The 21185-nt window shown below is 71.0% G+C and carries 18 protein-coding genes; 14 read left to right on the plus strand and 4 right to left on the minus strand.

Annotated elements, in window-relative coordinates; translation table 11 throughout:
• Window positions 1-65 precede the first annotated feature (65 nt).
• The 12 genes from BKI49_RS23320 (at window position 66) to BKI49_RS23375 (ending at window position 15270) form a co-directional block, all read left to right on the plus strand.
• The gene (locus tag BKI49_RS23320; RefSeq protein ID WP_095936206.1) at window positions 66-1391 is read left to right on the plus strand and encodes a DUF6716 putative glycosyltransferase; all 1326 of its coding nucleotides are present in this window, start codon (window positions 66-68) and stop codon (window positions 1389-1391) included.
• Window positions 1392-1471: 80 nt separating this feature from the next.
• On the plus strand, window positions 1472-2785 hold the full coding sequence (locus tag BKI49_RS23325; protein WP_095936207.1) for an N-acylneuraminate cytidylyltransferase: 1314 nt from the start codon (window positions 1472-1474) through the stop codon (window positions 2783-2785).
• 14 nt (window positions 2786-2799) lie between these two features.
• Window positions 2800-3738 carry an N-acetylneuraminate synthase family protein gene (locus tag BKI49_RS23330; RefSeq protein ID WP_028802952.1) on the plus strand — a complete coding sequence of 313 codons (939 nt, stop codon included), beginning with the start codon at window positions 2800-2802 and terminating at the stop codon, window positions 3736-3738.
• Window positions 3739-3767: 29 nt separating this feature from the next.
• Entirely contained in the window at window positions 3768-4880 is a 1113-nt protein-coding gene (locus BKI49_RS23335) for a hypothetical protein (RefSeq protein WP_095936208.1), read from the plus strand.
• Between the two features lie 349 nt (window positions 4881-5229).
• Window positions 5230-6450, plus strand: a complete 1221-nt coding sequence (locus BKI49_RS23340) for an amidohydrolase (RefSeq protein ID WP_095936209.1) — start codon at window positions 5230-5232, stop codon at window positions 6448-6450.
• Window positions 6451-6755: 305 nt separating this feature from the next.
• Window positions 6756-7811, plus strand: a complete 1056-nt coding sequence (locus tag BKI49_RS23345; RefSeq protein WP_095936210.1) for a BMP family lipoprotein — start codon at window positions 6756-6758, stop codon at window positions 7809-7811.
• Between the two features lie 298 nt (window positions 7812-8109).
• On the plus strand, window positions 8110-9159 hold the full coding sequence (locus BKI49_RS23350; protein ID WP_095936211.1) for a BMP family lipoprotein: 1050 nt from the start codon (window positions 8110-8112) through the stop codon (window positions 9157-9159).
• A 287-nt stretch (window positions 9160-9446) separates the two neighbouring features.
• Window positions 9447-11114: an ABC transporter ATP-binding protein gene (locus BKI49_RS23355; RefSeq protein WP_095936212.1), complete on the plus strand. Its 1668-nt coding sequence runs from the start codon at window positions 9447-9449 to the stop codon at window positions 11112-11114.
• Window positions 11114-12238 (plus strand): ABC transporter permease, encoded by a 1125-nt coding sequence (locus BKI49_RS23360; protein WP_095936213.1) that lies wholly within the window; start codon window positions 11114-11116, stop codon window positions 12236-12238. Before BKI49_RS23355 ends, BKI49_RS23360 begins: the two co-directional genes overlap by 1 nt.
• A complete protein-coding gene (locus BKI49_RS23365) occupies window positions 12235-13500 on the plus strand; it encodes an ABC transporter permease (RefSeq protein ID WP_095936214.1) in 1266 nt (421 codons plus the stop codon). The genes BKI49_RS23360 and BKI49_RS23365 overlap by 4 nt, the downstream gene beginning before the upstream one ends.
• Entirely contained in the window at window positions 13497-13910 is a 414-nt protein-coding gene (locus tag BKI49_RS23370; protein WP_095936215.1) for a cytidine deaminase, read from the plus strand. Before BKI49_RS23365 ends, BKI49_RS23370 begins: the two co-directional genes overlap by 4 nt.
• Window positions 13911-13992: 82 nt before the next feature.
• Window positions 13993-15270, plus strand: a complete 1278-nt coding sequence (locus BKI49_RS23375; protein WP_179332550.1) for a thymidine phosphorylase — start codon at window positions 13993-13995, stop codon at window positions 15268-15270.
• 57 nt (window positions 15271-15327) lie between these two features.
• Here the strand turns inward: BKI49_RS23375 and BKI49_RS23380 are convergent, their stop codons facing one another.
• A complete protein-coding gene (locus BKI49_RS23380; RefSeq protein WP_095936217.1) occupies window positions 15328-16248 on the minus strand; it encodes an AEC family transporter in 921 nt (306 codons plus the stop codon).
• Between the two features lie 122 nt (window positions 16249-16370).
• Here BKI49_RS23380 and BKI49_RS23385 point away from each other — a divergent pair, with 122 nt between their 5' ends.
• Entirely contained in the window at window positions 16371-16757 is a 387-nt protein-coding gene (locus BKI49_RS23385; protein ID WP_078629251.1) for an STAS domain-containing protein, read from the plus strand.
• Here the strand turns inward: BKI49_RS23385 and BKI49_RS23390 are convergent.
• The gene (locus tag BKI49_RS23390; RefSeq protein ID WP_095936218.1) at window positions 16650-17657 is read right to left on the minus strand and encodes a sigma-70 family RNA polymerase sigma factor; all 1008 of its coding nucleotides are present in this window, start codon (window positions 17655-17657) and stop codon (window positions 16650-16652) included. The two genes, BKI49_RS23385 and BKI49_RS23390, sit on opposite strands and share 108 nt — an antisense overlap.
• Before the next feature lie 235 nt (window positions 17658-17892).
• On the minus strand, window positions 17893-19191 hold the full coding sequence (locus BKI49_RS23395; RefSeq protein ID WP_095936219.1) for an MFS transporter: 1299 nt from the start codon (window positions 19189-19191) through the stop codon (window positions 17893-17895).
• 65 nt (window positions 19192-19256) lie between these two features.
• Between BKI49_RS23395 and BKI49_RS23400 the strand changes: the two genes are divergently transcribed.
• Entirely contained in the window at window positions 19257-20207 is a 951-nt protein-coding gene (locus BKI49_RS23400) for a LysR family transcriptional regulator (protein WP_095936220.1), read from the plus strand.
• 138 nt (window positions 20208-20345) lie between these two features.
• Here the strand turns inward: BKI49_RS23400 and BKI49_RS23405 are convergent, their stop codons facing one another.
• A complete protein-coding gene (locus BKI49_RS23405; protein WP_095936221.1) occupies window positions 20346-21110 on the minus strand; it encodes an alpha/beta hydrolase in 765 nt (254 codons plus the stop codon).
• Between the last annotated feature and the right edge of the window lie 75 nt (window positions 21111-21185).

Consider the following 21185-nt stretch of genomic DNA (forward strand, 5'->3'; position numbering starts at 1 on the left):
GCTGTTAACCGTTTGTTGCATTCGGGTTGGGCCGCACCTCGAAATGGCTTCCTAGCGTCTTCGGCGTGCCAGCAAGTACCACGAAGTCCCTGCGGGTGGCCGTCCTCGCGGATTCCGATACCCGGTGGAAATGGGGCTCGCTCACCGCGAACCGCCTTTCCCCTGCCGAATCGGACATGCGCCTCGACGGCTTCCTCCTGCGCGGCCGTGCCACTCCCACCGCCCGCCAGCTCGAAGAGGTCGGCGTCCGCGCGGATTCCCTCCGCGAGGTCACCGCCGTCGAATTCCTGCGCGAGATGGCGAAGGAGCCGTACGACGTCCTGGTCCTCGCGCTGGTCGGCGGCGCCGTCCAGGCGATGCTGCACGGCCTCGCCCACGCCTGGGACGGGCGCACGCGGCGGCCCGTGGTCGTCACCGGCTACGTCGGCGTCGTCTACGAGAAGCTCGCCGACGGCCTGCTCCTGCGGCACGGCGCGGACCTGGTTCTCGCCAACTCCCGCCAGGACGCGGACCGGTTCCGGGCCGTGTACGAAGGAGTGGGCGCCGACGCCTCCTCGGTGACCGAGGTCGCGCTGCCCTTCCTCGGCGGTGCGGACTACACCGGGAACGACCCGTACACGGTCGTCTTCGCCGCGCAGCCCTCCGTGCCGGAGAGCCGCAAGGACCGCACATACCTGCTCGACCGGCTGGTCGGGCACGCCCGCCTGCACCCGGAGCGCGAGGTGCTGCTCAAACTGCGCTCCAAGCCGGGCGAGCACACCACGCACATCGAGGAACTGCCCTACCAGAAGCTGGCGCAGAAGACCGACCTGCCGCCCAACTTCCGCCTCGTGTACGGGCACATGGGCGAGGTCCTGGACCGTACCGACCTGCTGGTCACGGTCAGCTCCACCGCGGCCCTGGAGTCGCTGCACCGGCGCATCCCGACCGTCGTCCTGACCGACCTCGGGGTGCGCGAGGCGCTCGGCAACCACCATTTCGTCGGCTCCGGCTGCCTCGCCTCCTGGGACCAGCTCGACGACGGACACCGGCCCACGCCCGACGCGGCCTGGGTGGCCCGGCAGGGCGTCGTCGCCGGAGGCCCCTCCTCGCAGGGAGGCTCCTACGAGACGGCCTTCGACGGGGCGCGCCTGCGCATCGGCGAGCTGCTGGAGGCCGGGAGCCTGCCGCCGCTCGCGCCCTACTACACGCCCGTCACCGCGCCCGGCTACCTGCCCGGCATCCTCGCCCGCCACCACCTCGGCCCGGACGGCAGCCCGCTGCCCGGCGCGCCCGCGGCGGACAAGGAGCCCAGCCCCGTACGGCAGATCGTGCGCCGGGCGGCCCGCGGTGCCTACCGCCACGGCGTCCAGCGCGTGGCACCGGTGATCCGGCGGATGGGTGAGCTGTGAGCGCCGCCGGTCGGCGCGACGCGCCCGGAAACCCCCGCCCCCCACGCCTCTCTCGCCTCCCTCGTCAAGGAGAACAGCGCATGACCCATCAGGAAGCGGACCAAGCGGCGCCCATGCGCCGGGTGCTCGCGGTGATCCCCGCGCGCGGCGGCTCCAAGGGCGTGCCCGCGAAGAACCTCCTCCCGGTCGGCGGTGTGCCGCTGGTGGCCCGCGCGGTGCGCGAGTGCCGCGCGACCCGCCTCGTCACGGACGTCGTGGTCTCCACGGACGACCAGGCGATCGCGGCGGCGGCCCGGCAGGCCGGCGCCGAGGTCGTGCTGCGCCCCGCCGCCATCGCCGGCGACACCGCGACCTCCGAGGCCGCCGTCCTGCACGCCATGGACGCCCACGAGGCGCTGCACGGCTCGGCCGTCGACGTGGTCCTCCTCGTCCAGTGCACCAGCCCGTTCATCGTCCGCGAGGACATCGATGGCGTCGCCGCGGCGGTCGTCGAGAACGGCGCGGACACCGCCCTGACCGTGGCCCCGTTCCACGGGTTCATCTGGCGGGACGCGGCCGACGACCCCGCCGTCGTGGACACCGCGCGCACCGCCGAGGCGAGCGCGGCCGGCGCGGGAGGCACCACCAAGGTCGCCAACTCCACCGGCACGGAGGGCGGCTACGGCGTCAACCACGACAAGTCCTTCCGCCCCCGGCGCCAGGACCGCCCCCAGGACCTCCTGGAGACCGGCGCGGCCTACGCGATGGACGCGACGGGCCTGCGCGAGCACAAGCACCGCTTCTTCGGCCGCACCGAGCCGGTGCGCACCGACCCCGCGCGGGTCCTGGAGATCGACGACCCGCACGATCTCGCCCGCGCCCGTGCCCTCGCGCCCCTCTTCGACGCCAACCGTCCCGGCTCCCTCCCGACCGCCGACGACATCGACGCGGTCGTCCTCGACTTCGACGGCACCCAGACCGACGACAGGGTGCTGATCGACTCCGACGGACGGGAGATCGTCTCCGTGCACCGCGGGGACGGCCTCGGCATCGCGGCCCTCCGCAGGAGCGGCCTGACGATGCTCATCCTGTCCACGGAGAAGAACCCGGTCGTCGCCGCACGCGCACGCAAGCTCCAGATCCCCGTGCTGCACGGCATCGACCGGAAAGACCTCGCACTGAAGCAGTGGTGCGAGGAGCAGGGCATCGCGCCTGAGCGCGTGCTCTACGTCGGCAACGACGTCAACGACCTCCCGTGCTTCGCCCTCGTCGGCTGGCCCGTGGCGGTCGCGAGCGCCCACGACGTCGTGCGCGGCGCCGCACGCGCGGTCACCACCGTCCCCGGCGGTGACGGCGCGATCCGAGAGATCGCCAGCTGGATCCTCGGCCCCTCTCTCGATTCCCTCGACAAGTAAGGAACTTCTCCACCATGAGCACCAACTCCCGTCTGCGCACCTTCGGTTCGAAGACCGCCGGCCCGGGCCACCCCGTCTACGTCGTCGGCGAGATCGGCATCAACCACAACGGCGAGCTCGAGAACGCCTTCAAGCTGATCGACGCCGCCGCCGAGGCCGGCTGCGACGCCGTGAAGTTCCAGAAGCGCACGCCGGAGATCTGCACCCCGCGCGACCAGTGGGACATCGAGCGCGACACCCCCTGGGGCCGCATGACCTACATCGACTACCGCCACCGCGTGGAGTTCGGTGAGGACGAGTACCGCCAGATCGACGAGTACTCCAAGGAGAAGGGCATCGCCTGGTTCGCCTCCCCGTGGGACACCGAGGCCGTCGCCTTCCTGGAGAAGTTCGACGTTCCGGCCCACAAGGTCGCGTCCGCGTCCCTGACCGACGACGAGCTGCTGCGTTCGCTGCGCGCCACCGGCCGCACGGTCATCCTGTCCACCGGCATGTCGACCCCGAAGCAGATCCGCCACGCGGTCGAGGTCCTCGGCTCGGACAACATCCTGCTGTGCCACGCCACGTCGACCTACCCGGCCAAGGCCGAGGAGCTCAACCTGCGCGTCATCAACACCCTTCAGGCCGAGTACCCGAACGTCCCGATCGGCTACTCGGGCCACGAGACCGGCCTGCAGACCACGCTCGCCGCGGTCGCCCTGGGCGCCACCTTCGTCGAGCGCCACATCACCCTCGACCGCGCCATGTGGGGCTCCGACCAGGCGGCCTCCGTCGAGCCGCAGGGCCTGACGCGCCTCGTCCGTGACATCCGCACCATCGAGGCCTCCCTCGGTGACGGCGTCAAGAAGGTCTACGAGTCCGAGCTCGGCCCCATGAAGAAGCTGCGCCGTGTCGCGGGCGTCGTCGCCGAGGCGGAGATCGCCGCCGCCGCGGGCGAGCCGGTCGCGGTCTGAGCCCCTTACGACGGGACGGTCGTACACCGATGAGCCCCCGCGCCGGTTCCGCCGGCAGCCACACCCTCGCCTTCGTCGAGAGTCCGGTACAGCTCCTGAACGTGCTGGAGTGGGCGCACACGCACGCCCACAGTGCCGCGGCGGCGGCCGACGCGGGGCTCACCCGCGCGACGGCGCCCGGCGCGGAGCTCACCCTCGTCGTCCTTTCCCCGAACGACCCGATGACCCGCGGCCAGTTGCGCCGCATGGCCGAGCTGGCCCGCGACGAGGGCCACAAGGTCCGCTGGGAGGAGGCACGCGGCGGCACCACCGCCCCCTTCCACACCATCGGGGGACTGGCCCCGCTGCTCCGCCGGGCCCGGCGCATCGTCATGGGGGACCCCTTCTCCCGGTACGTTCAGCTGCTGCTGACCATCACCCGGGCCCAGGACCTGGTCGTGGTCGACGACGGCACGGCCACGATGGAGTTCGTCGCCCAGCTCGCGCGCGGCGAGCGCCTGGTGCGCTGGCACCGGCGCGGCGGCCGCCCCGGCCCGCGCGACGTGCTCTTCGCGCCGGTCTCCGCCTCGGCCCGCCGACGTCTCACCCCGACCGAGCACCGCACGGTCGAGGTCTTCTCCTCCATGCCGATCGAATCGGCGCCGGACGGCGTCCGCGTCACCGCCAACGACTTCTCCTGGACCCGCGCCCGCTTCGGGCCGCCCCGCATCACCAAGGGCGCCGACCTCGTCGGCACGTCCCTCGTCGAGACCGGGGTCGTCGACCCGGACCGCTACCTGGAGGCGGTGCGCTCCCTCGCCGCCGCCCACGGCGCGACCCGCTACTTCGCGCACCGCCGCGAGAGCACCGACAAGCTGCACCGGCTGGCCGCCGAGACCGGGCTGGAGATCGTCCGCCCCGACCTGCCCCTCGAACTGATCGCCCGCCGCGGCCCCATCGGCCGTACGATTCTGAGCTTCCCGTCGACGGTCGTCCACACCCTCCCGCTCGCCCTCGTGGGCACCGAGGTCCGCGTGGCCGTCTGCGACATCGACCCGGCCTGGCTGACGGAGAACGCCTCCCCGCGCGCGCAGGGCTTCCTGTCGGGGGTCACGGGCACCGCACGCGACGTCCACCGGCTCTCGGCGGTGAGCACGGCCTGACGCCCCGACACCCCGAGGCGCACGCCCCATGTTGGAACAGTGGCGCTCACATGAGCGTCCGGCGGCGGGCGAAGGGCGCGGACGTGGTATGCGTGGGGTACGGGAATGGCCTCGGGAACCCCGAGCGTTCCCCGGAAGGGTTCCGCGCGCCCTCGCGGACAGGAATCGACGGCCGGTCACCACATCGGCCCAAGATTCAATCGCCCGGAAAGCCGGGCGAGTTTACCCATCCCCGCCAATAGCTATGCGGTGCGCGGCCGATTTTTCTTCCCCTAACGGGCTGAAGTTTTGTTGATCGTGGGTCGGTCGGCCGCCCGATCGCCCTACCCTTCAAAGGGTGAACCAACTGATGTCCCGAGAGTCCGAGGCCGATCTCCCCGGGGAACCGCTGCTCCCCGGCGCGCTGCCCGAGGCACTGCGCGCCGAACTCGTTGCGTTCCGCCGAGACCTGCACATGCACCCCGAGCTCGGCAACCAGGAGTTCCGCACCACAGCGGCGCTCAAGGCGCGCCTGGAGCAGGCCGGCCTTCAGCCGCGAGTGCTCGCCATCGGCACCGGACTCATCTGCGACATCGGCGACTGGGACGGCGTACGGCCCATGCTCGCGCTGCGCGCCGACATCGACGCGCTGCCCATCCCGGACACCAAGACCGACTGTGCGTACCGGTCCACCGTGCCCGACCGTGCCCATGCCTGCGGCCACGACATCCACACGACGGTCGTGCTCGGCGCCGGGCTGGTCCTCGCCGAGCTGCATCGCGAGGGGCGGCTGCCCCGCCCCGTGCGGCTGATCTTCCAGCCCGCGGAGGAGGTGCTGCCCGGCGGCGCCCCGGACGCGATCGACTCGGGCGTCCTCGACGGCGTGGGGCGCATCATCGGCGTGCACTGCGACCCGAGGGTGGACGCGGGGCGCATCGGACTGCGGCACGGCGCCATCACCTCGGCGTGCGACCGGCTCGAGGTCTCTCTCGACGGCGCGGGCGGGCACACCGCGCGCCCGCACCTCACCACCGACCTCGTCACCGCGGCCGCCCGTGTCGTCACCGACGTGCCGGCCCTCGTCGCCCGGCGCGTCGACGCCCGCAGCGGGCTCGCCGTGACCTGGGGCCGTATCGAGTCGGGCCACGCCTGCAACGTCATCCCGCAGCACGCCGAGCTCTCCGGGACCGTGCGCTGCCTCGACCTGGAGGCCTGGCGGGCCGCGCCCGACCTGCTGCACGCCGCGATCGACGAGATCGCGAACCTCTACCGCGCCAAGTCCGAGATCAACTACATCCGCGGCGTCCCCCCGGTCGTCAACGACCCGGCCGTCTCGGAGCTCCTGCGCCACGCGATGACCGCACGGCGCGGGGCGCACTCCATCGAGGACACCGAACAGAGCCTCGGCGGTGAGGACTTCTCCTGGTACCTGGAGCATGTGCCGGGCGCGATGGCCCGCCTGGGGGTGCGCACTCCGGGCGACCGCACCACCCGCGACCTGCACCGCGGCGACTTCGACGCGGACGAGTCGGCCATCACCGTCGGCGTCGAGCTGTTCACGGCGGCGGCACTGCTGGACGCCGGGGCGTGAGGAGGGCGGGCGCGGCCGGTGACTAGGTCGCGCCCTTCACCGTCGCGCAGTAGCGTGGGCCGAGCCATCCGTGGCCACGGGCCTCGTCACGCGGGCCGCTCCTTGCGGACGCGAAGGGTGATGCCGGTGGCGGGTGTTGTGCGCCCCCTTGCTCCTTTCGGCCCCGTGGTTCACAAGGACGTAACCGGCCATCGGCACGAATGGATAACGGCCACGCGGTACCCCGTTCCCTGGACGGTCTACGCGCGTTAATCTGCGCCGAACTCAGCACCCACTGCGGGGCTTTGGAGAATGGGGAACTTCAGATGCGTCGGATATCCAGCCTGACCCGCGTCGCGGTGGGGGTCGCGTCGCTCGCACTCGCCGCCACGGCCTGCGGCGGCACCAGCAATGACAGCGACAAGGGCAGCGGCGACAGCAGCAAGACCGGCAAGGGTCTCGCCATTGCCTACGACGTCGGCGGCAAGGGCGACCAGTCCTTCAACGACGCCGCGTACGAGGGCCTGAAGAAGGCGAAGGCGGAGTTCAAGTACAAGACCGCCGACATCGAGCCCACCGACGGCGAGACCGACGCCGACAAGGAGCAGCGCCTCGCGTCGCTGGCCAAGCAGGGCTACAACCCGGTCATCGGCATCGGCTTCGCCTACGGTCCCGCCCTGGAGGCGGTGGCCAAGAAGTACCCGAAGACCAGCTTCGGCATCGTCGACTCGGTCGTCGAGGGCGACAACGTGGCGTCCCTGGTCTTCGCCGAGCAGGAGTCCTCCTACCTCGCCGGTGTCGCGGCCGCCAAGGCCACCAAGTCCAACACGGTCGGCTTCGTGGGCGGCGTGGACATCCCGCTGATCCACAAGTTCGAGGCGGGCTACAAGCAGGGTGTCCAGGACACCAAGCCGGGCGTCAAGGTCCTCTCCCAGTACCTGACGCAGACCGCCGAGGAGGGCGGCTTCTCCAGCCCCGACAAGGGCAAGGCCGCCGCCGAGGGTCAGATCGAGAAGAAGGCCGACGTCGTCTACCAGGCGGCCGGCCTGTCCGGTCAGGGCGTGATCGAGGCCGCCGCCAAGGCGAAGGTGTGGGCGATCGGCGTCGACTCCGACCAGTACAAGCAGGAAGCGCTGGCCAAGTACAAGGACTCGATCCTGACCTCCGCGCTCAAGGACGTCGGCGGTGCCGTGTACTCGCTCGCCAAGTCCGTCAAGGACGGCAAGCCGTTGACCGGCACGCAGACCTTCGACCTGAAGGTGGACGGCGTCGGCCTCGCCGACAGCAACCCGAAGATGGCGGAGATCTCCGGCCTCACCGACGCCGTGGCCAAGGCCAAGGAGGGCATCGTCGGCGGCTCCATCAAGGTCAAGACCGAGTAGTGACCGCACGGGCGCGCTGAGGCTCGCCTCCGCCACAACCGGCGAATGTGGTCGAAGTTACACAGAGCGGGCGGGTACCCATGGTGCCCGCCCGCTCTCGTGCGTCCCGCGCAGGTCACCCACCGCCACAGCGCCTTTGCGTTCGGCAAGTCTCCGCACGGCGCGCACGTGGCGTCGGGCACAGCCGGATAACAAGGTGGACAGAAGGGGTTTTCTAGTTGGTCTACGCGCGTTAATCTGCGGCGAAGCCAGCGCCGAAGCTGAACCGTCAGGCGCTTGTACGACAGGAGCACAACACATGCGCCGGGTTACCCGCATCGCGCTCGCAGGTACTGCGACCGCCTCTCTCGCCCTCGCTCTCTCCGCCTGTGGCGGCACCTCGACCTCCAGCTCGTCCTCGGACAGCAAGGGCGACAAGGGCCTCGCCATCGCGTACGACGTCGGCGGCAAGGGCGACCAGTCCTTCAACGACGCCGCGTTCGAGGGCCTGAAGAAGGCGAAGGCGGAGTTCAAGTACGAGACCGCCGACGTCGAGCCCACCGACGGCGAGACGGACGCGGACAAGACGCAGCGCCTGGTCTCGCTGGCCAAGCAGGGCTACAACCCGGTCATCGGCATCGGCTACGCCTACGGCCCGGCCATCAAGGCCGCCGCGGAGAAGTACCCCGACACCACCTTCGGCATCGTCGACGACTCCACCGTCACGTCGAAGAACGTCGCGGACCTGGTCTTCTCCGAGCAGGAGGCCTCCTACCTTGCCGGTGTCGCGGCCGCCAAGGCCACCAAGTCCGACACGGTCGGCTTCGTGGGCGGCGTGGACGTTCCGCTGATCCACAAGTTCGAGGCGGGCTTCGAGCAGGGTGTCAAGGACACCAAGCCGGGCGTCAAGGTCCTCTCCCAGTACCTGACGCAGACCGCCGAGGAGGGCGGCTTCTCCAGCCCCGACAAGGGCAAGACGGCCGCCGAGGGCCAGATCGAGAAGAAGGCCGACGTCGTCTACGCGGCGGCCGGTCTGTCCGGTCAGGGTGTCATCGAGGCCGCCGCCGCCAACAAGGTGTGGGCGATCGGTGTCGACTCCGACCAGTACGAGCAGGAAGCCCTGAGCAAGTACAAGGACTCGATCCTGACTTCGGCGACCAAGAACGTGGCGAGTGCGGTATACAACCTTGCGAAGTCGGTCGAGGACGGCAAGCCGGAGACCGGTATCGTACGGGGCGATCTGAAGACCGGTGAGGTCGGCCTGGCCGATTCCAACCCGGAGTTCAAGAGCAACAAGGCGATCCAGGACGCCGTCAAGGCGGCCCAGGAGAAGATCATCAGCGGCGAGATCAAGGTCAAGACCAGCTGACGAGCAAGACCTCAGGAGCAGCCATGCGGCCCCGAGGACGTACAGGCGCGACCCCCTGCCGCCCGGCACGGGAGCGCACCTGTCCTGCCTCGGAGCCGCTTGGTAACCGCGGGGTTACGTCCGCTCAACGGGATACGAGGAGTCCGGCTCCCCGTATCCCGTTCTCGCGGGGCGTGGCCCCCTTCGTTGCCGTAGGGGCGCTACGCGCGTAGACGACCCCCTTTCCCTCAGGAGAGTGCGCCATCAACGCGTCCAGCAGCCCTCCGGCCGGCGCGGTCAACGGTCAGGTGACCGCTGTCGAACTCGCCGGGATCACCAAGCGGTTCCCCGGTGTCGTGGCCAACCACGACATCCACCTCAGCGTCCGCAAGGGCACGGTCCACGCTCTGGTCGGCGAGAACGGCGCCGGCAAGTCGACGCTGATGAAGATCCTCTACGGCATGCAGAAGCCGGACGAGGGCACCATCGCCGTCGACGGCGAGCAGGTCACCTTCTCGTCGCCCGCCGACGCCATCGTGCGCGGCATCGGCATGGTCCACCAGCACTTCATGCTGGCCGACAACCTCACCGTCCTGGAGAACGTCGTCCTGGGCAGCGAGAAGCTGTACGGCATCGGCGCCAAGGCCCGCCGCAAGATCGCGGAGATCTCCGAGCGCTACGGCCTCGGCGTCCGCCCCGACGTCCTGGTCGAGAACCTCGGTGTCGCCGACCGCCAGCGTGTGGAGATCCTCAAGGTTCTCTACCGCGGCGCCCGCATCCTGATCCTGGACGAGCCCACCGCCGTCCTCGTGCCGCAGGAGGTCGACGCACTCTTCGACAACCTGCGCGAGCTCAAGTCCGAGGGCCTGTCCGTCATCTTCATCTCGCACAAGCTGGGCGAGGTCCTGTCGGTCGCCGACGACATCACGGTCATCCGCCGCGGTACGACGGTCGGCACCGCCGTCCCCGCCGAGACGACGCCCCGCCAGCTCGCCGAGCTGATGGTCGGCAGCGAGCTGCCCACGCCGGAGACCGCCGAGTCCACCGTCACGGACCAGCCGGTCATCCAGGTCAAGGGCCTCACGGCCTTCGCCAGCGGTGGTGCCTCCCTCGGCGACCTCGCCGAGCCGACGCCGGACAGCGGCCTGGTCGCGGAGGACACGGCCGAGACCGCCGGTGCGGTGAAGCGCGTCCTCGACGACGTCACCTTCACCATCCACGCGGGCGAGGTCATGGGCATCGCCGGCGTCGAGGGCAACGGCCAGACCGAGCTCATCGACGCGCTGATCGGCCTCAAGCGCGCCGACTCCGGCTCCGTCACCTTCCTCGGCGAGGACATCACCGCCTGGGCCACCCGCAAGCGCCGCGAGCAGGGCATCGGCTACATCCCCGAGGACCGCCACCGGCACGGTCTCCTCCTGGAGGCCCCGCTCTGGGAGAACCGCATCCTCGGTCACGTCACCGAGAAGCCCAACGCGAAGGGCGTCTGGCTCGACATCAAGGGTGCACAGGAGGACACCAAGCGGATCGTCAAGGAGTACGACGTCCGTACGCCCGGCATCGACGTCACCGCCGCCTCCCTGTCCGGCGGCAACCAGCAGAAGCTGATCGTCGGGCGCGAGATGAGCCACAACCCGAAGTTCCTGATCGCCGCCCACCCCACCCGCGGTGTGGACGTCGGCGCACAGGCGCAGATCTGGGACCAGATCCGCGCGGCGCGCCGCGAGGGCCTGGCCGTGCTGCTGATCTCCGCGGACCTGGACGAGCTGATCGGCCTGTCCGACACGCTCCGGGTGATCTACAACGGCCGGCTCGTCGCGGACGCCGACCCGGCCACCATCACCCCGGAGGAGCTCGGCTCGGCCATGACCGGCGCCGCCTCCGGACACCTCGAGAACGAAGAGCTCGCAGCGCAGGCGGAGCTCGAAGAGCACGCCGAAACCCCGGCAGACGCCCCGGAAGACGAGGCCCGCTGATGAAGAAGTTCGACAAGGAGCGCCTGCTCCTCGCGGTGGCCGGGCCGGTCATCGCGCTCGTCGTGGCCGTGGCGCTGACCTCGGTCGTGCTGATCGCATCGGGCAAGAACCCGATCGAGCCGTACTCGATCATGTTCGAGCAGGCCACGTTCTCCGACATCCAGGTCCTGATCATCAACCAGGCCTCGCTGTACTACATCGCGGCCCTCGCGGTGGCCATCGGCTTCCGGATGAACCTGTTCAACATCGGTGTGGACGGGCAGTACCAGCTCGCCGCCATGATGGCCGCGGTCGTCGGCGCCCACGTCGCGCTGCCGGCGGCGCTCCAGGTCCCGCTGCTGATCCTGACCGCGGTCTTCACCGGCGCGTTCTGGGCCGGCATCGCCGGTGTCCTCAAGGTCACCCGCGGCGTCAGCGAGGTCGTCGCGACGATCATGCTCAACGCGATCGCGACCTCCGTCATCGCCTACCTGTGGCTGCCCAGCGTCTTCGGCGTCAAGGTCGGCAACAACAACACCACCGGCGAGATGCACAAGTCCGGCTGGGTGCCCGGCTTCAGCATGGGCGAGGCCGGAGAGATCTACGGCCTGGTGATCCTCGCGGTCGTCCTCGGCATCGGCTACTGGGTCGTCCTCAACCGCACCCGCTTCGGCTTCGACCTGCGCGCCTCCGGCGCCTCGGAGAGCGCCGCCTCGGCCAGCGGTGTGGACCCCAAGCGCATGGTGCTCACCGCCATGCTCGTCTCCGGTGGCATGGCCGGCCTCGCGGGCCTGCCGATCCTGCTCGGCGACACGCACACCTACAGCCTGAACTTCCCGACCGGCATCGGCTTCCTCGGCATCGGCATCGCGCTGCTCGGCCGCAACAGCCCGGTGGGCATCGCCTTCGCGGCGCTGCTGTGGGCCTGGCTCGACAAGGCGTCGCCCGAGCTGGACTTCCACGGCTACGACAAGGAGATCGCGGTCATCATGCAGGGCCTGATCGTGATCGCGGTCGTGGTCTCGTACGAGGCCGTGCGCGAGTGGGGTCTGCGCCGTCAGCAGCGCCGTGTCGGCGCGGAACTCGCCGCGGGCCACGTCCTCGGCGCCGCCAACAACACCGAGAAGGAGGTGGCTGGCCGATGACCACCGCAACCGACGTCAACCAGCCCACGCTGCAGCCCGCGGCACCCGGCAGCCGCCGGCTGTCGCTCCCCGTCCTCCTGCTGGTCATCGCGGGCGGCCTGGCGCTGACCTCGATCGTCCGCATCATCACGGGCGCCGACGGCATCACCAACGTCAGTCAGATGTCGACCGCGCTCCAGCTGGCCGTCCCGATCGGCCTCGCCGGTCTCGGTGGCCTCTGGGCGGAGCGCTCGGGCGTCGTCAACATCGGCCTCGAAGGCATGATGATCCTCGGCACCTGGTTCGGCGCCTGGGCCGGCTACCAGTGGGGTCCGTGGACCGGTGTCCTGGTCGGCATCATCGGCGGCGCGATCGGCGGCCTGCTGCACGCGATCATCACCGTCACCTTCAACGTCAACCACATCGTCTCCGGTGTGGCCATCAACATCCTGGCGCTCGGTGCCACCCGCTACCTGGCCCCCCTCGCCTTCGAGGGCGTCCAGGGCGGCTCGGCCAAGCAGTCTCCGCCGGTCGAGTCCCTCGGCCACTTCACGGTGCCAGGACTCTCCGACTGGCTCAGCACGCTCAACTCCAAGGGCTGGTTCTTCCTCTCGGACATCGCGGGTCTGCTCGGCGGCCTGGTCACCAACGTCTCCTGGCTGACCCTGATCGCCGTCGCGCTGATCCCCGCCACCTGGTGGATCCTCTGGCGTACGCCCTTCGGTCTGCGCCTGCGGTCCTGCGGCGAGAACCCGATCGCGGCCGAGTCGCTGGGCGTCAACGTCTACAAGTACAAGTACCTGGCCGTGATCATCTCCGGTGGCCTGGCCGGCCTCGGCGGTGTCTTCCTGTCGATCGTCGCCAACCCCTTCTACCTGGAGGGCCAGACCAGCGGCCGCGGCTACATCGGTCTCGCCGCGATGATCTTCGGCAACTGGATGCCGGGCGGACTCGCCATCGGCGCGGGCCTGTTCGGCTACACCGACAGCCTCAACCTGCGCGGCGGCGCCGAGAACGTCCACGCGCTGCTGCTCCTCGGTGCCATCCTGCTCGTCATCGGCGCGATCTGGTCGGTGGTCAAGAAGAAGTACGTGACCTCCGTGATCACCCTGGTCGTCGGTGTGCTCGTGTTCCTCTGGTACTCCCTCACCGACGAGGTGCCGAACCAGATCGTCTCGGCCACGCCGTACGTCATCACCCTGCTCGTCCTCTCGCTCTCGGCGCAGCGCCTGCGGATGCCGAAGGCGGACGGCATGCCGTACCGGAAGGGACAGGGCAAGTGACCGCCGCCGGCGCGGGATCCGCGGCCGTCGACTGGGAGGCCCTGCGGGCCGTCGCGCGGGACGCCATGTCCCGCTCGTACTCCCCGTACTCGGGCTACCCGGTCGGCTGCGCGGCCCTCGTCGACGACGGCCGGACGGTCTCCGGCTGCAACGTCGAGAACGCCTCGTACGGGCTCGGGCTGTGCGCCGAGTGCGGTCTGGTCTCCCAGCTGCAGAACACGGGCGGCGGCCGGCTGACGCACTTCACGTGTGTCGACGGACAGGGCGAGATCCTCGTCCCGTGCGGACGCTGCCGCCAGCTGCTCTTCGAGTTCGGCGGTCCCGAGCTGCTGCTGGAGACGCCGGCCGGAGTCCTGCCGCTCTCCGAGATGCTGCCGCAGGCCTTCGGGCCCGGCCATCTCGCCCAGTAATTCCCGCGGCCCCTCCCGGTCCTGTGATCTCCTGATCCCGCCGGGAGGGGCCGCCCATTTCTTCGGAAGGAAAGCCATGGCCATGGACGCCGTCTCCGTCATCCGCACCAAGCGGGACCGCGGTGAGCTCAGCGACGCGCAGATCGACTGGGTCGTCGACGCGTACACCCGCGGCGAGGTCGCCGACTACCAGATGGCCGCGCTCAACATGGCGATCCTGCTCAACGGCATGAACCGCCGCGAGATCGCCCGCTGGACCGCGGCGATGATCGCCTCCGGCGAGCGCATGGACTTCTCCTCGCTGTCCCGCCCGACCGCCGACAAGCACTCGACGGGTGGCGTCGGCGACAAGATCACGCTCCCGCTGGCGCCCCTCGTGGCCGCCTGCGGCGCCGCGGTCCCGCAGCTGTCCGGACGCGGCCTCGGCCACACCGGTGGCACACTCGACAAGCTGGAGTCCATCCCCGGCTGGCGCGCGCTGCTGTCCAACGAGGAGATGCTGGACGTCCTCGACACGACCGGCGCGGTGATCTGCGCGGCGGGCGACGGCCTGGCCCCCGCGGACAAGAAGCTGTACGCGCTGCGCGACGTCACCGGCACGGTCGAGGCGATCCCGCTGATCGCCTCCTCGATCATGTCGAAGAAGATCGCGGAGGGCACGGGTTCGCTCGTCCTGGACGTGAAGGTCGGCACCGGCGCCTTCATGAAGACCATCGAGGACGCGCGGGAGCTGGCGTCCACGATGGTGGGCCTCGGCACCGACCACGGGGTGAAGACGGTCGCGTTGCTCACCGACATGTCGACGCCGCTCGGCCTGACCGCGGGCAACGCCCTGGAGGTCCGCGAGTCCGTGGAGGTCCTGGCGGGCGGCGGCCCGGCCGACGTCGTCGACCTCACCGTCGCCCTCGCGCGCGAGATGCTCGACGCCGCCGGCATCAAGGACGCGGACCCGGCGAAGGCGCTGGCCGACGGCTCCGCGATGGACGTGTGGCGCCGCATGATCGCCGCGCAGGGCGGTGACCCGGACGCCGCGTTGCCCGTCGCCCGTGAGCAGCACGTGGTGACCGCCCCGGCCTCCGGCGTGCTGACCCGTCTCGACGCGTACGACATCGGCATCGCCGCCTGGCGCCTCGGCGCCGGCCGCGCCCGCAAGGAGGACCCGGTGCAGGCCGGCGCGGGCGTGGAACTGCACGCCAAGCCGGGCGACACGGTGGCCGCGGGCCAGCCGCTGCTCACTCTGCACACCGACACCCCGGAGCGCTTCGAGTACGCGCTGCAGGCGGTCGACGGTTCGTACGACATCGCGGACGCCGGCACGGACTTCACGGCGACGCCGATCGTGCTCGACCGGATCGCCTGACCGGGACGACCCCGACGGGGCCGGCGCTTCGGCGCCGGCCCCGTCGGCGTTCCGGCGTCAGCCCAGCACGGCGGCGACCACCACGAGGACCGGCACGGCGAGGATCGTCGACAGCAGGATCGACTCGCGGGCCAGGGTCTCGCCGACCTGGTAGCGCGACGCGTACGTGAACAGGTTCTGCGCGGCGGGCAGGGCCGAGGTGACCACCACGTCGAGCAGCGGCGCGCCGTGCAGTCCGAACACGCCGACGGCCAGCGCCCAGGCGGCGAGCGGCTGGCCGACCGCCTTCAGCGCGACGGACAGCAGCACCGGATACCGGTCGAAGCCGCGCCCCGGCATGCTGCTGCCGCACAGCGAGATGCCGAACGCCAGCAGTACCGCGGGGACCGACATGCCCCCGATCAGCTGGAGCGGGTCGAGGATCGGTCCCGGCACGGTCAGACCGGTCGCCGACACCGCGACCCCGCCGAGCGAGCCGACCGCGATGGGGTTGCGCAGCGGGGTGATCAGCCGCTGCCACAGGGGACGCCTCTCGCCGCCCCCGGTGAGGTCGAGGACGGTGAGGGCGATGGGGGTGACCATGATCTGCTGGAACAGCAGCACGGGCGCCACCAGCGAGGCGTCGCCGAGCACGTACACGGCGATCGGGATGCCCAGGTTCCCGGAGTTGACATAGCTGGAGCAGAGGGCGCCGATCGTCGTGCGGCCCACGCCCCAGCGGCGCACGACGCCGACCGCGACGAACACACCGGCCGCCGCGGCCGTGCTCATCGCCGTGACCAGCAGGCGGCTGGAGAAGATGACCGACAGGTCGGCCTGCGCGAGCGTCGTGAACAGCAGTGCGGGCGAGGCGACATGGAAGGCGAGCTTGGTCAGCACCTCCCGGCCGTTGTCCCCGAGGTGGCCGCGCCGCCCGATCACATACCCGACGCCGATCACCACGGCGATGACCGCGAAGCCCGTCAGCACCCCCTGCACGGCACCTCCCCGGCGGTGAGGAAGCCGTCGGCTATCGCGGGAGGCGCTGATTCTTGGGGCATACACCTAACCCTCCGGGGAAGGCTGGGCGCAGGTCAATGTGATCCTTTACGGACTACGCGATGAGTTCCCCGCTCCCGATCGGTCTACTGACTGTGGATTCCACGACACCCGCCGTACTCGTGCTGCCAGGACTCGTCACCAGGGACGAGGTGCCCCGGCTCTGCGACGACCTGCTCGCCCGGCTGAAGGCGGCCGGGGGCGGGGTCGTGGTCTGTGACGTCGCCGGGATCGGTCCGCCGGGGCTGGCCGTCGTCGACGCGCTGGCGCGACTGGAGCTGACCGCCCGGCGCGCGGGGGGCCGCATACGTCTTCGCGATCCGGACCCCGCGCTGCGCGGCCTACTCGCCCTGGTCGGTCTCCGCTTCGAGACGGAGGGGGAGCCCGAAGAGCGGGAACCAGCGGGCGGTGTCCAGGAAGCAGTGGAAACCGGCGATGCGCCCCTTTGAGATCTCCAGCACCTGAACCGCCCAGGGCGTGAACCCGCCCTCCTCCGGGTCGGGCTTGTACTGGGCGAAGCCGGGCAGGCCGTTCACCTCGACCGGCACCAGCCGCGAACCCTCGCACGCGGCGCCCATGGTCGTCATGAATCCGGTGATGTCGTCCGTGCCGCGCAGCCAGAGGTCGAACGGCGGCATCGTCATGATCGCGTCTTCGTGCAGCAGCGCCGTCAGCGCCGTCATGTCGTACCCCTCGAACGCGGCCACATAGCGCTCCAGGAGCTTGCTCTGTTCCTCGTCGAGCGGGTCGGACACGGCGGCGTCGGCGCCCGCCGCGTCACTGTCGGCGAGCGTCGCGCGGGCCCGCTGGAGCGCGCTGTTGACCGACGCGACCGAGGTACCGAGGAGCTCGGCGACCTCGCTCGCCTTCCACGCGAGGACCTCGCGCAGGATGAGCACGGCACGCTGCTTGGGCGGCAGTTGCTGGAGGGCCGCCATGAAGGCGAGGCGCACCGACTCCTTCGCGACCGCGGCCTCCGCCGGGTCGGCGGTGGTCGGGAGCACACGCGCGTCGGGGACCGGCTCCAGCCATGTGTTGTCCGGACGAGGGGTGAGTGCCGCCTGGGCCAGCGGCGAGGGAGCGGAGAGGTCCATGGGACGAGCCCTTCGGTTGCCCGCGTTCAGCATGTCCAGGCAGACGTTCGTCGCGATGCGGTACAGCCAGGACCGCATCGAGGAGCGGCCCTCGAACTTGTCGTAGCTCCGCCAGGCGCGGACCATCGTGTCCTGGACCGCGTCCTCGGCCTCGAAGGAGGAGCCGAGCATGCGGTAGCAGTAGCCCGTCAGCTCGACCCGGTGCTTCTCCAGCCGGACGTCCAGGTCTGTTGTCGTCGCCGTACCGTCGCTCATCGCCAACCCACCCCTGAGGCTGTTCCGTTCCGCGCGTCGTCGCGCCAGCACCTCGGAAGCTACCGCAGCCCACTGACAATGGCCCCCGGAGTGGACGAACCCGCAGCTCGGAAGGGGTCCGGCTGCGGGTTCCCGGGTGTCCTTCGGGCTTGGTCCGCGGAACTGCGCATCGGCGTGGAAGGTCTCGTCCTCGGTCGCCGGACGGGCCGGGACTCCCCGGCGCGGGGCCCGGACCTCAGTGGGCCGTGGCCGCCGTGCGGGTGTGGGCGCGGGCCGCGTGGGAGCCGAAGAGAGTGATGGTGACGACGCCGAGGACGGCGAACAGGCCGAGGGCCACGGTCCCGGCCCAGCCCCCCGCGTGGAAGGCGACCGCCCCGAGCGTGCTGCCGGCGCTGGACCCGATGTAGTACGCGGACTGGTAGAGCGCGGACGCCTGGGCGCGCCCCCGCTGAGCGGTGTGGCTGACGGACGACGACGCCACGGCGTGTCCGGCGAAGAAGCCCGCGGTGATCAGGACCAGCCCGATCAGGACCGTCGCCAGCGAGTCGGCCAGGGAGAGCAGGAGCCCCGCGGTGGTCGTGCCGCCCGCCAGGTACAGCGCGCCCCGGCGGCCGAGACGGGTGACGAGCCGGCCCGCGGTCGACGCGGACACGGTGCCCACCAGGTAGACGAGGAAGATCGAGCCGACGATGCCCTGCGGGAGGGAGAAGGGGGCGTCGGTCAGGCGGAAGCCGATCACGGTGTAGACCCCGCCGAACACCGTCATGAACAGCGCGCCGATCGCGTACAGCCGGCACAGCAGGGGGTTCGCGAGGTGGTCGCGGACCGTGCGGGCCAGCACCCGCGGCCGCAGCGAGCCGGGCGTGAAGTGCCGGGGCGCGGGGAGCAGCAGCCGGAACGCGACCGCGCAGGCCACCGCGATCACTCCGATCGCGCCGACGGCGACCCGCCAGCCCCATTCCTGCGCGACCCAGCCGGTGATGACCCGGCCGCTCATCCCGCCGACGCTGTTGCCCGCCACGAACAGGCCGATCGCCGTGATCAACGCCTTGGGGCGGACCTCCTCGGCCAGGTACGCGGTCGCAGAGGCCGGGAGACCGGCCAGTGCCGCGCCCTGCACCGCGCGCAGCGCGACCAGCGCGCCGATCGAGGGGGCGAAGGGGACCAGCAGCCCGACCGTCACCGCCACCGCCAGGGACGCCGTCATCAACGTACGCCGTCCGAAGCGCTCCGACAGGGCGCTCATGGGCAGGACGAAGAGGGCCAGTGCGCCGGTCGCGGCCGACACCGTCCAGCTCGCCTCACTCGCGGTGACCCCGAAGTCCGTGGAGACGAGGGGGAGGAGGGCCTGGGTGGAGTAGAGGAGCGCGAAGGTCGCGACGCCCGCCAGGAAGAGAGCGAAGCTCATCCGGCGGTATCCCGGCCCACCCGGGGCCATGCGGGTGTCGCCCCCGGAGACGGGCGCGGAGGCGGTGGAAGCGGACGGAGTGGCGGCGTCCAGGGTGGTGGACGCCCCGGTACTGGCGGAAGGCATACCTCGAAACTAAGCAGCCGCAGCTCATCCGTCCAATGCATGGAATCGTCATAATCGTTCCTGTGATGCATGAGAAGAGGTCAGAGACGCGCCTGTCACCGTCCAGTGACACAGAAGACATCGCGGCGGTGCTTGCGCCACGCCTCGCGTACTTCGCCGGGGTCGCCCGCATCGAGCATGTGACCCGGGCCGCCCAGGAGATGCAGGTCCCGCAGTCGACGCTGTCGCGGGCCATGGTGAGGCTCGAACAGGACCTGGGAGTCGACCTGTTCGCCCGCCGCGGCCGTACGGTCTCGCTGACGCCGGCGGGCCGCACCTTCCTCGCCTCCGTCGAGCGCGCCCTGTCCGAGATCGAGCGCGCCGCCGACGAGGTGCGGGCGGACGCCGACCCGGCCACCGGCAAGGTCGCCTTCGGCTTCCTGCACACCATGGGGTCGGAGACCGTTCCGGGACTGATCCGCGCCTTCCGCGCCGATCATCCCCGCGTCCGCTTCAGCCTCGTCCAGAACTACGGCGAGGCGATGCTGGAGCGGCTGCGCTCGGGCGAGCTGGACCTGTGCCTCACCTCGCCCGTGCCGGACGCGCCCGATCTGGTGGCCCGCCGTCTCGACGAGCAGAAGCTGCGGCTCGTGGTGCCGGCCGACCACCGGCTCGCCTCCCGCAAGCGCATCCGTCTCGCCGAGGCCGCGGACGAGACCTTCGTTACCCTCGAACCCGGCTACGGGCTGCGCCGCATCACGGACGACCTGTGCCGGGAGGCCGGCTTCAAACCGCGGATCGCCTTCGAGGGGGAAGAGACCGAGACGCTCCGCGGGCTGGTGGCCGCCGACCTCGGCGTGGCTCTGCTGCCGCCGCCGGCCGTGGCCCGGCCGGGAGTCGTCGAGCTCACCGTCACCGCTCCGCGCGCCGTGCGCGAGATCGGGGTGGCCTGGCTGGACGGCCATCCGGACACGCCGCCGGTGGCCGCGTTCAAGAGGTTCCTGCTGTCCCGGCGGGGCCATCTCCTGCCGGACTGACCAGGCAGCCGGCTGTCCGGCCGGACAGCGCCCCGGACAGCGCCCCGGACAGCGCCCCGGACAGCGCCCCGGACGGTGTCCCGGCCGGGAGCCCGCGCCGGCACCCGGCCGACAAAGACGGCGGGGACGGCAGGGATCTCAGCGCCGCTTCAGCGACTGCCCGAAACCCGCCGCCAGCGGCATCCGCAGACCCAGCGGCGGCGGCGCCGCCAGCGCGTCCTCCACGGGCCGGGAGAAGGCGTGCCCGAACAGTGTGCCCAGCACGAAGTCCTCGGCCAGGGCGAGGACTTCGTTCCGGTACTGGTGCAGCGCGTGTCCGTCGGCGTGGACCTCGAAGCGGCAGATGTCGCGGTTGGCCTTCTTCGCGCGCGCCGCGAGCCGGAAGGACAGCTCCGGGTCGGTGCGTTCGTCCTTGGTGCCGTGCACGATCAGCACCCGCCGGCCGGCCAGCTGCTTCACCGGTTCGGGTGGCGCTGCCACGTCCTCCTCGGGCAGCCAAGGGGCCAGCGCCAGGACGGAGTTGACGGCGGAGTGACCGGCCGAGCGCAGTGCCGCCCGGCCGCCCATGCCGATGCCGACGAGGCAGACGGCGACGTCGCCGTAGCGGCGTACGACCTCGTCGACGGCCCAGGAGGCGTCGCGCGCCAGGTGCGCCTCGCTGCCGTTCCAGCCGCGAAACCGGTAGTGCACCACGTGCGTGACCAGGCCGTCCGCCTGTCCGGCGCGGGTGAGGCGGCGCCCCAGCGCCCGGACCGAGGCGGTCGCCATCATGGGGGACGGCCTGCGGGCTGAGGTCTCCTCGCCGCCCGGGAGCAGCAGAACCACTGCGCTGACCGCCGTCGGCTCCGGGCCGAGCGCCCTCCCCAGCCGGGCCGTGCGAACCGGCGTCGCTTGCTGTGCCATGACAGAACAGTCTCAGAAGCGACGGTGTACGCCACCCGTCCGCACGGTCACCGTTACGTATCGACGGGTTCGTAC

This window comes from Streptomyces sp. Tue6028 (genome assembly GCF_002300165.1).
Classification (GTDB): Bacteria; Actinomycetota; Actinomycetes; order Streptomycetales; family Streptomycetaceae; genus Streptomyces; species Streptomyces siamensis.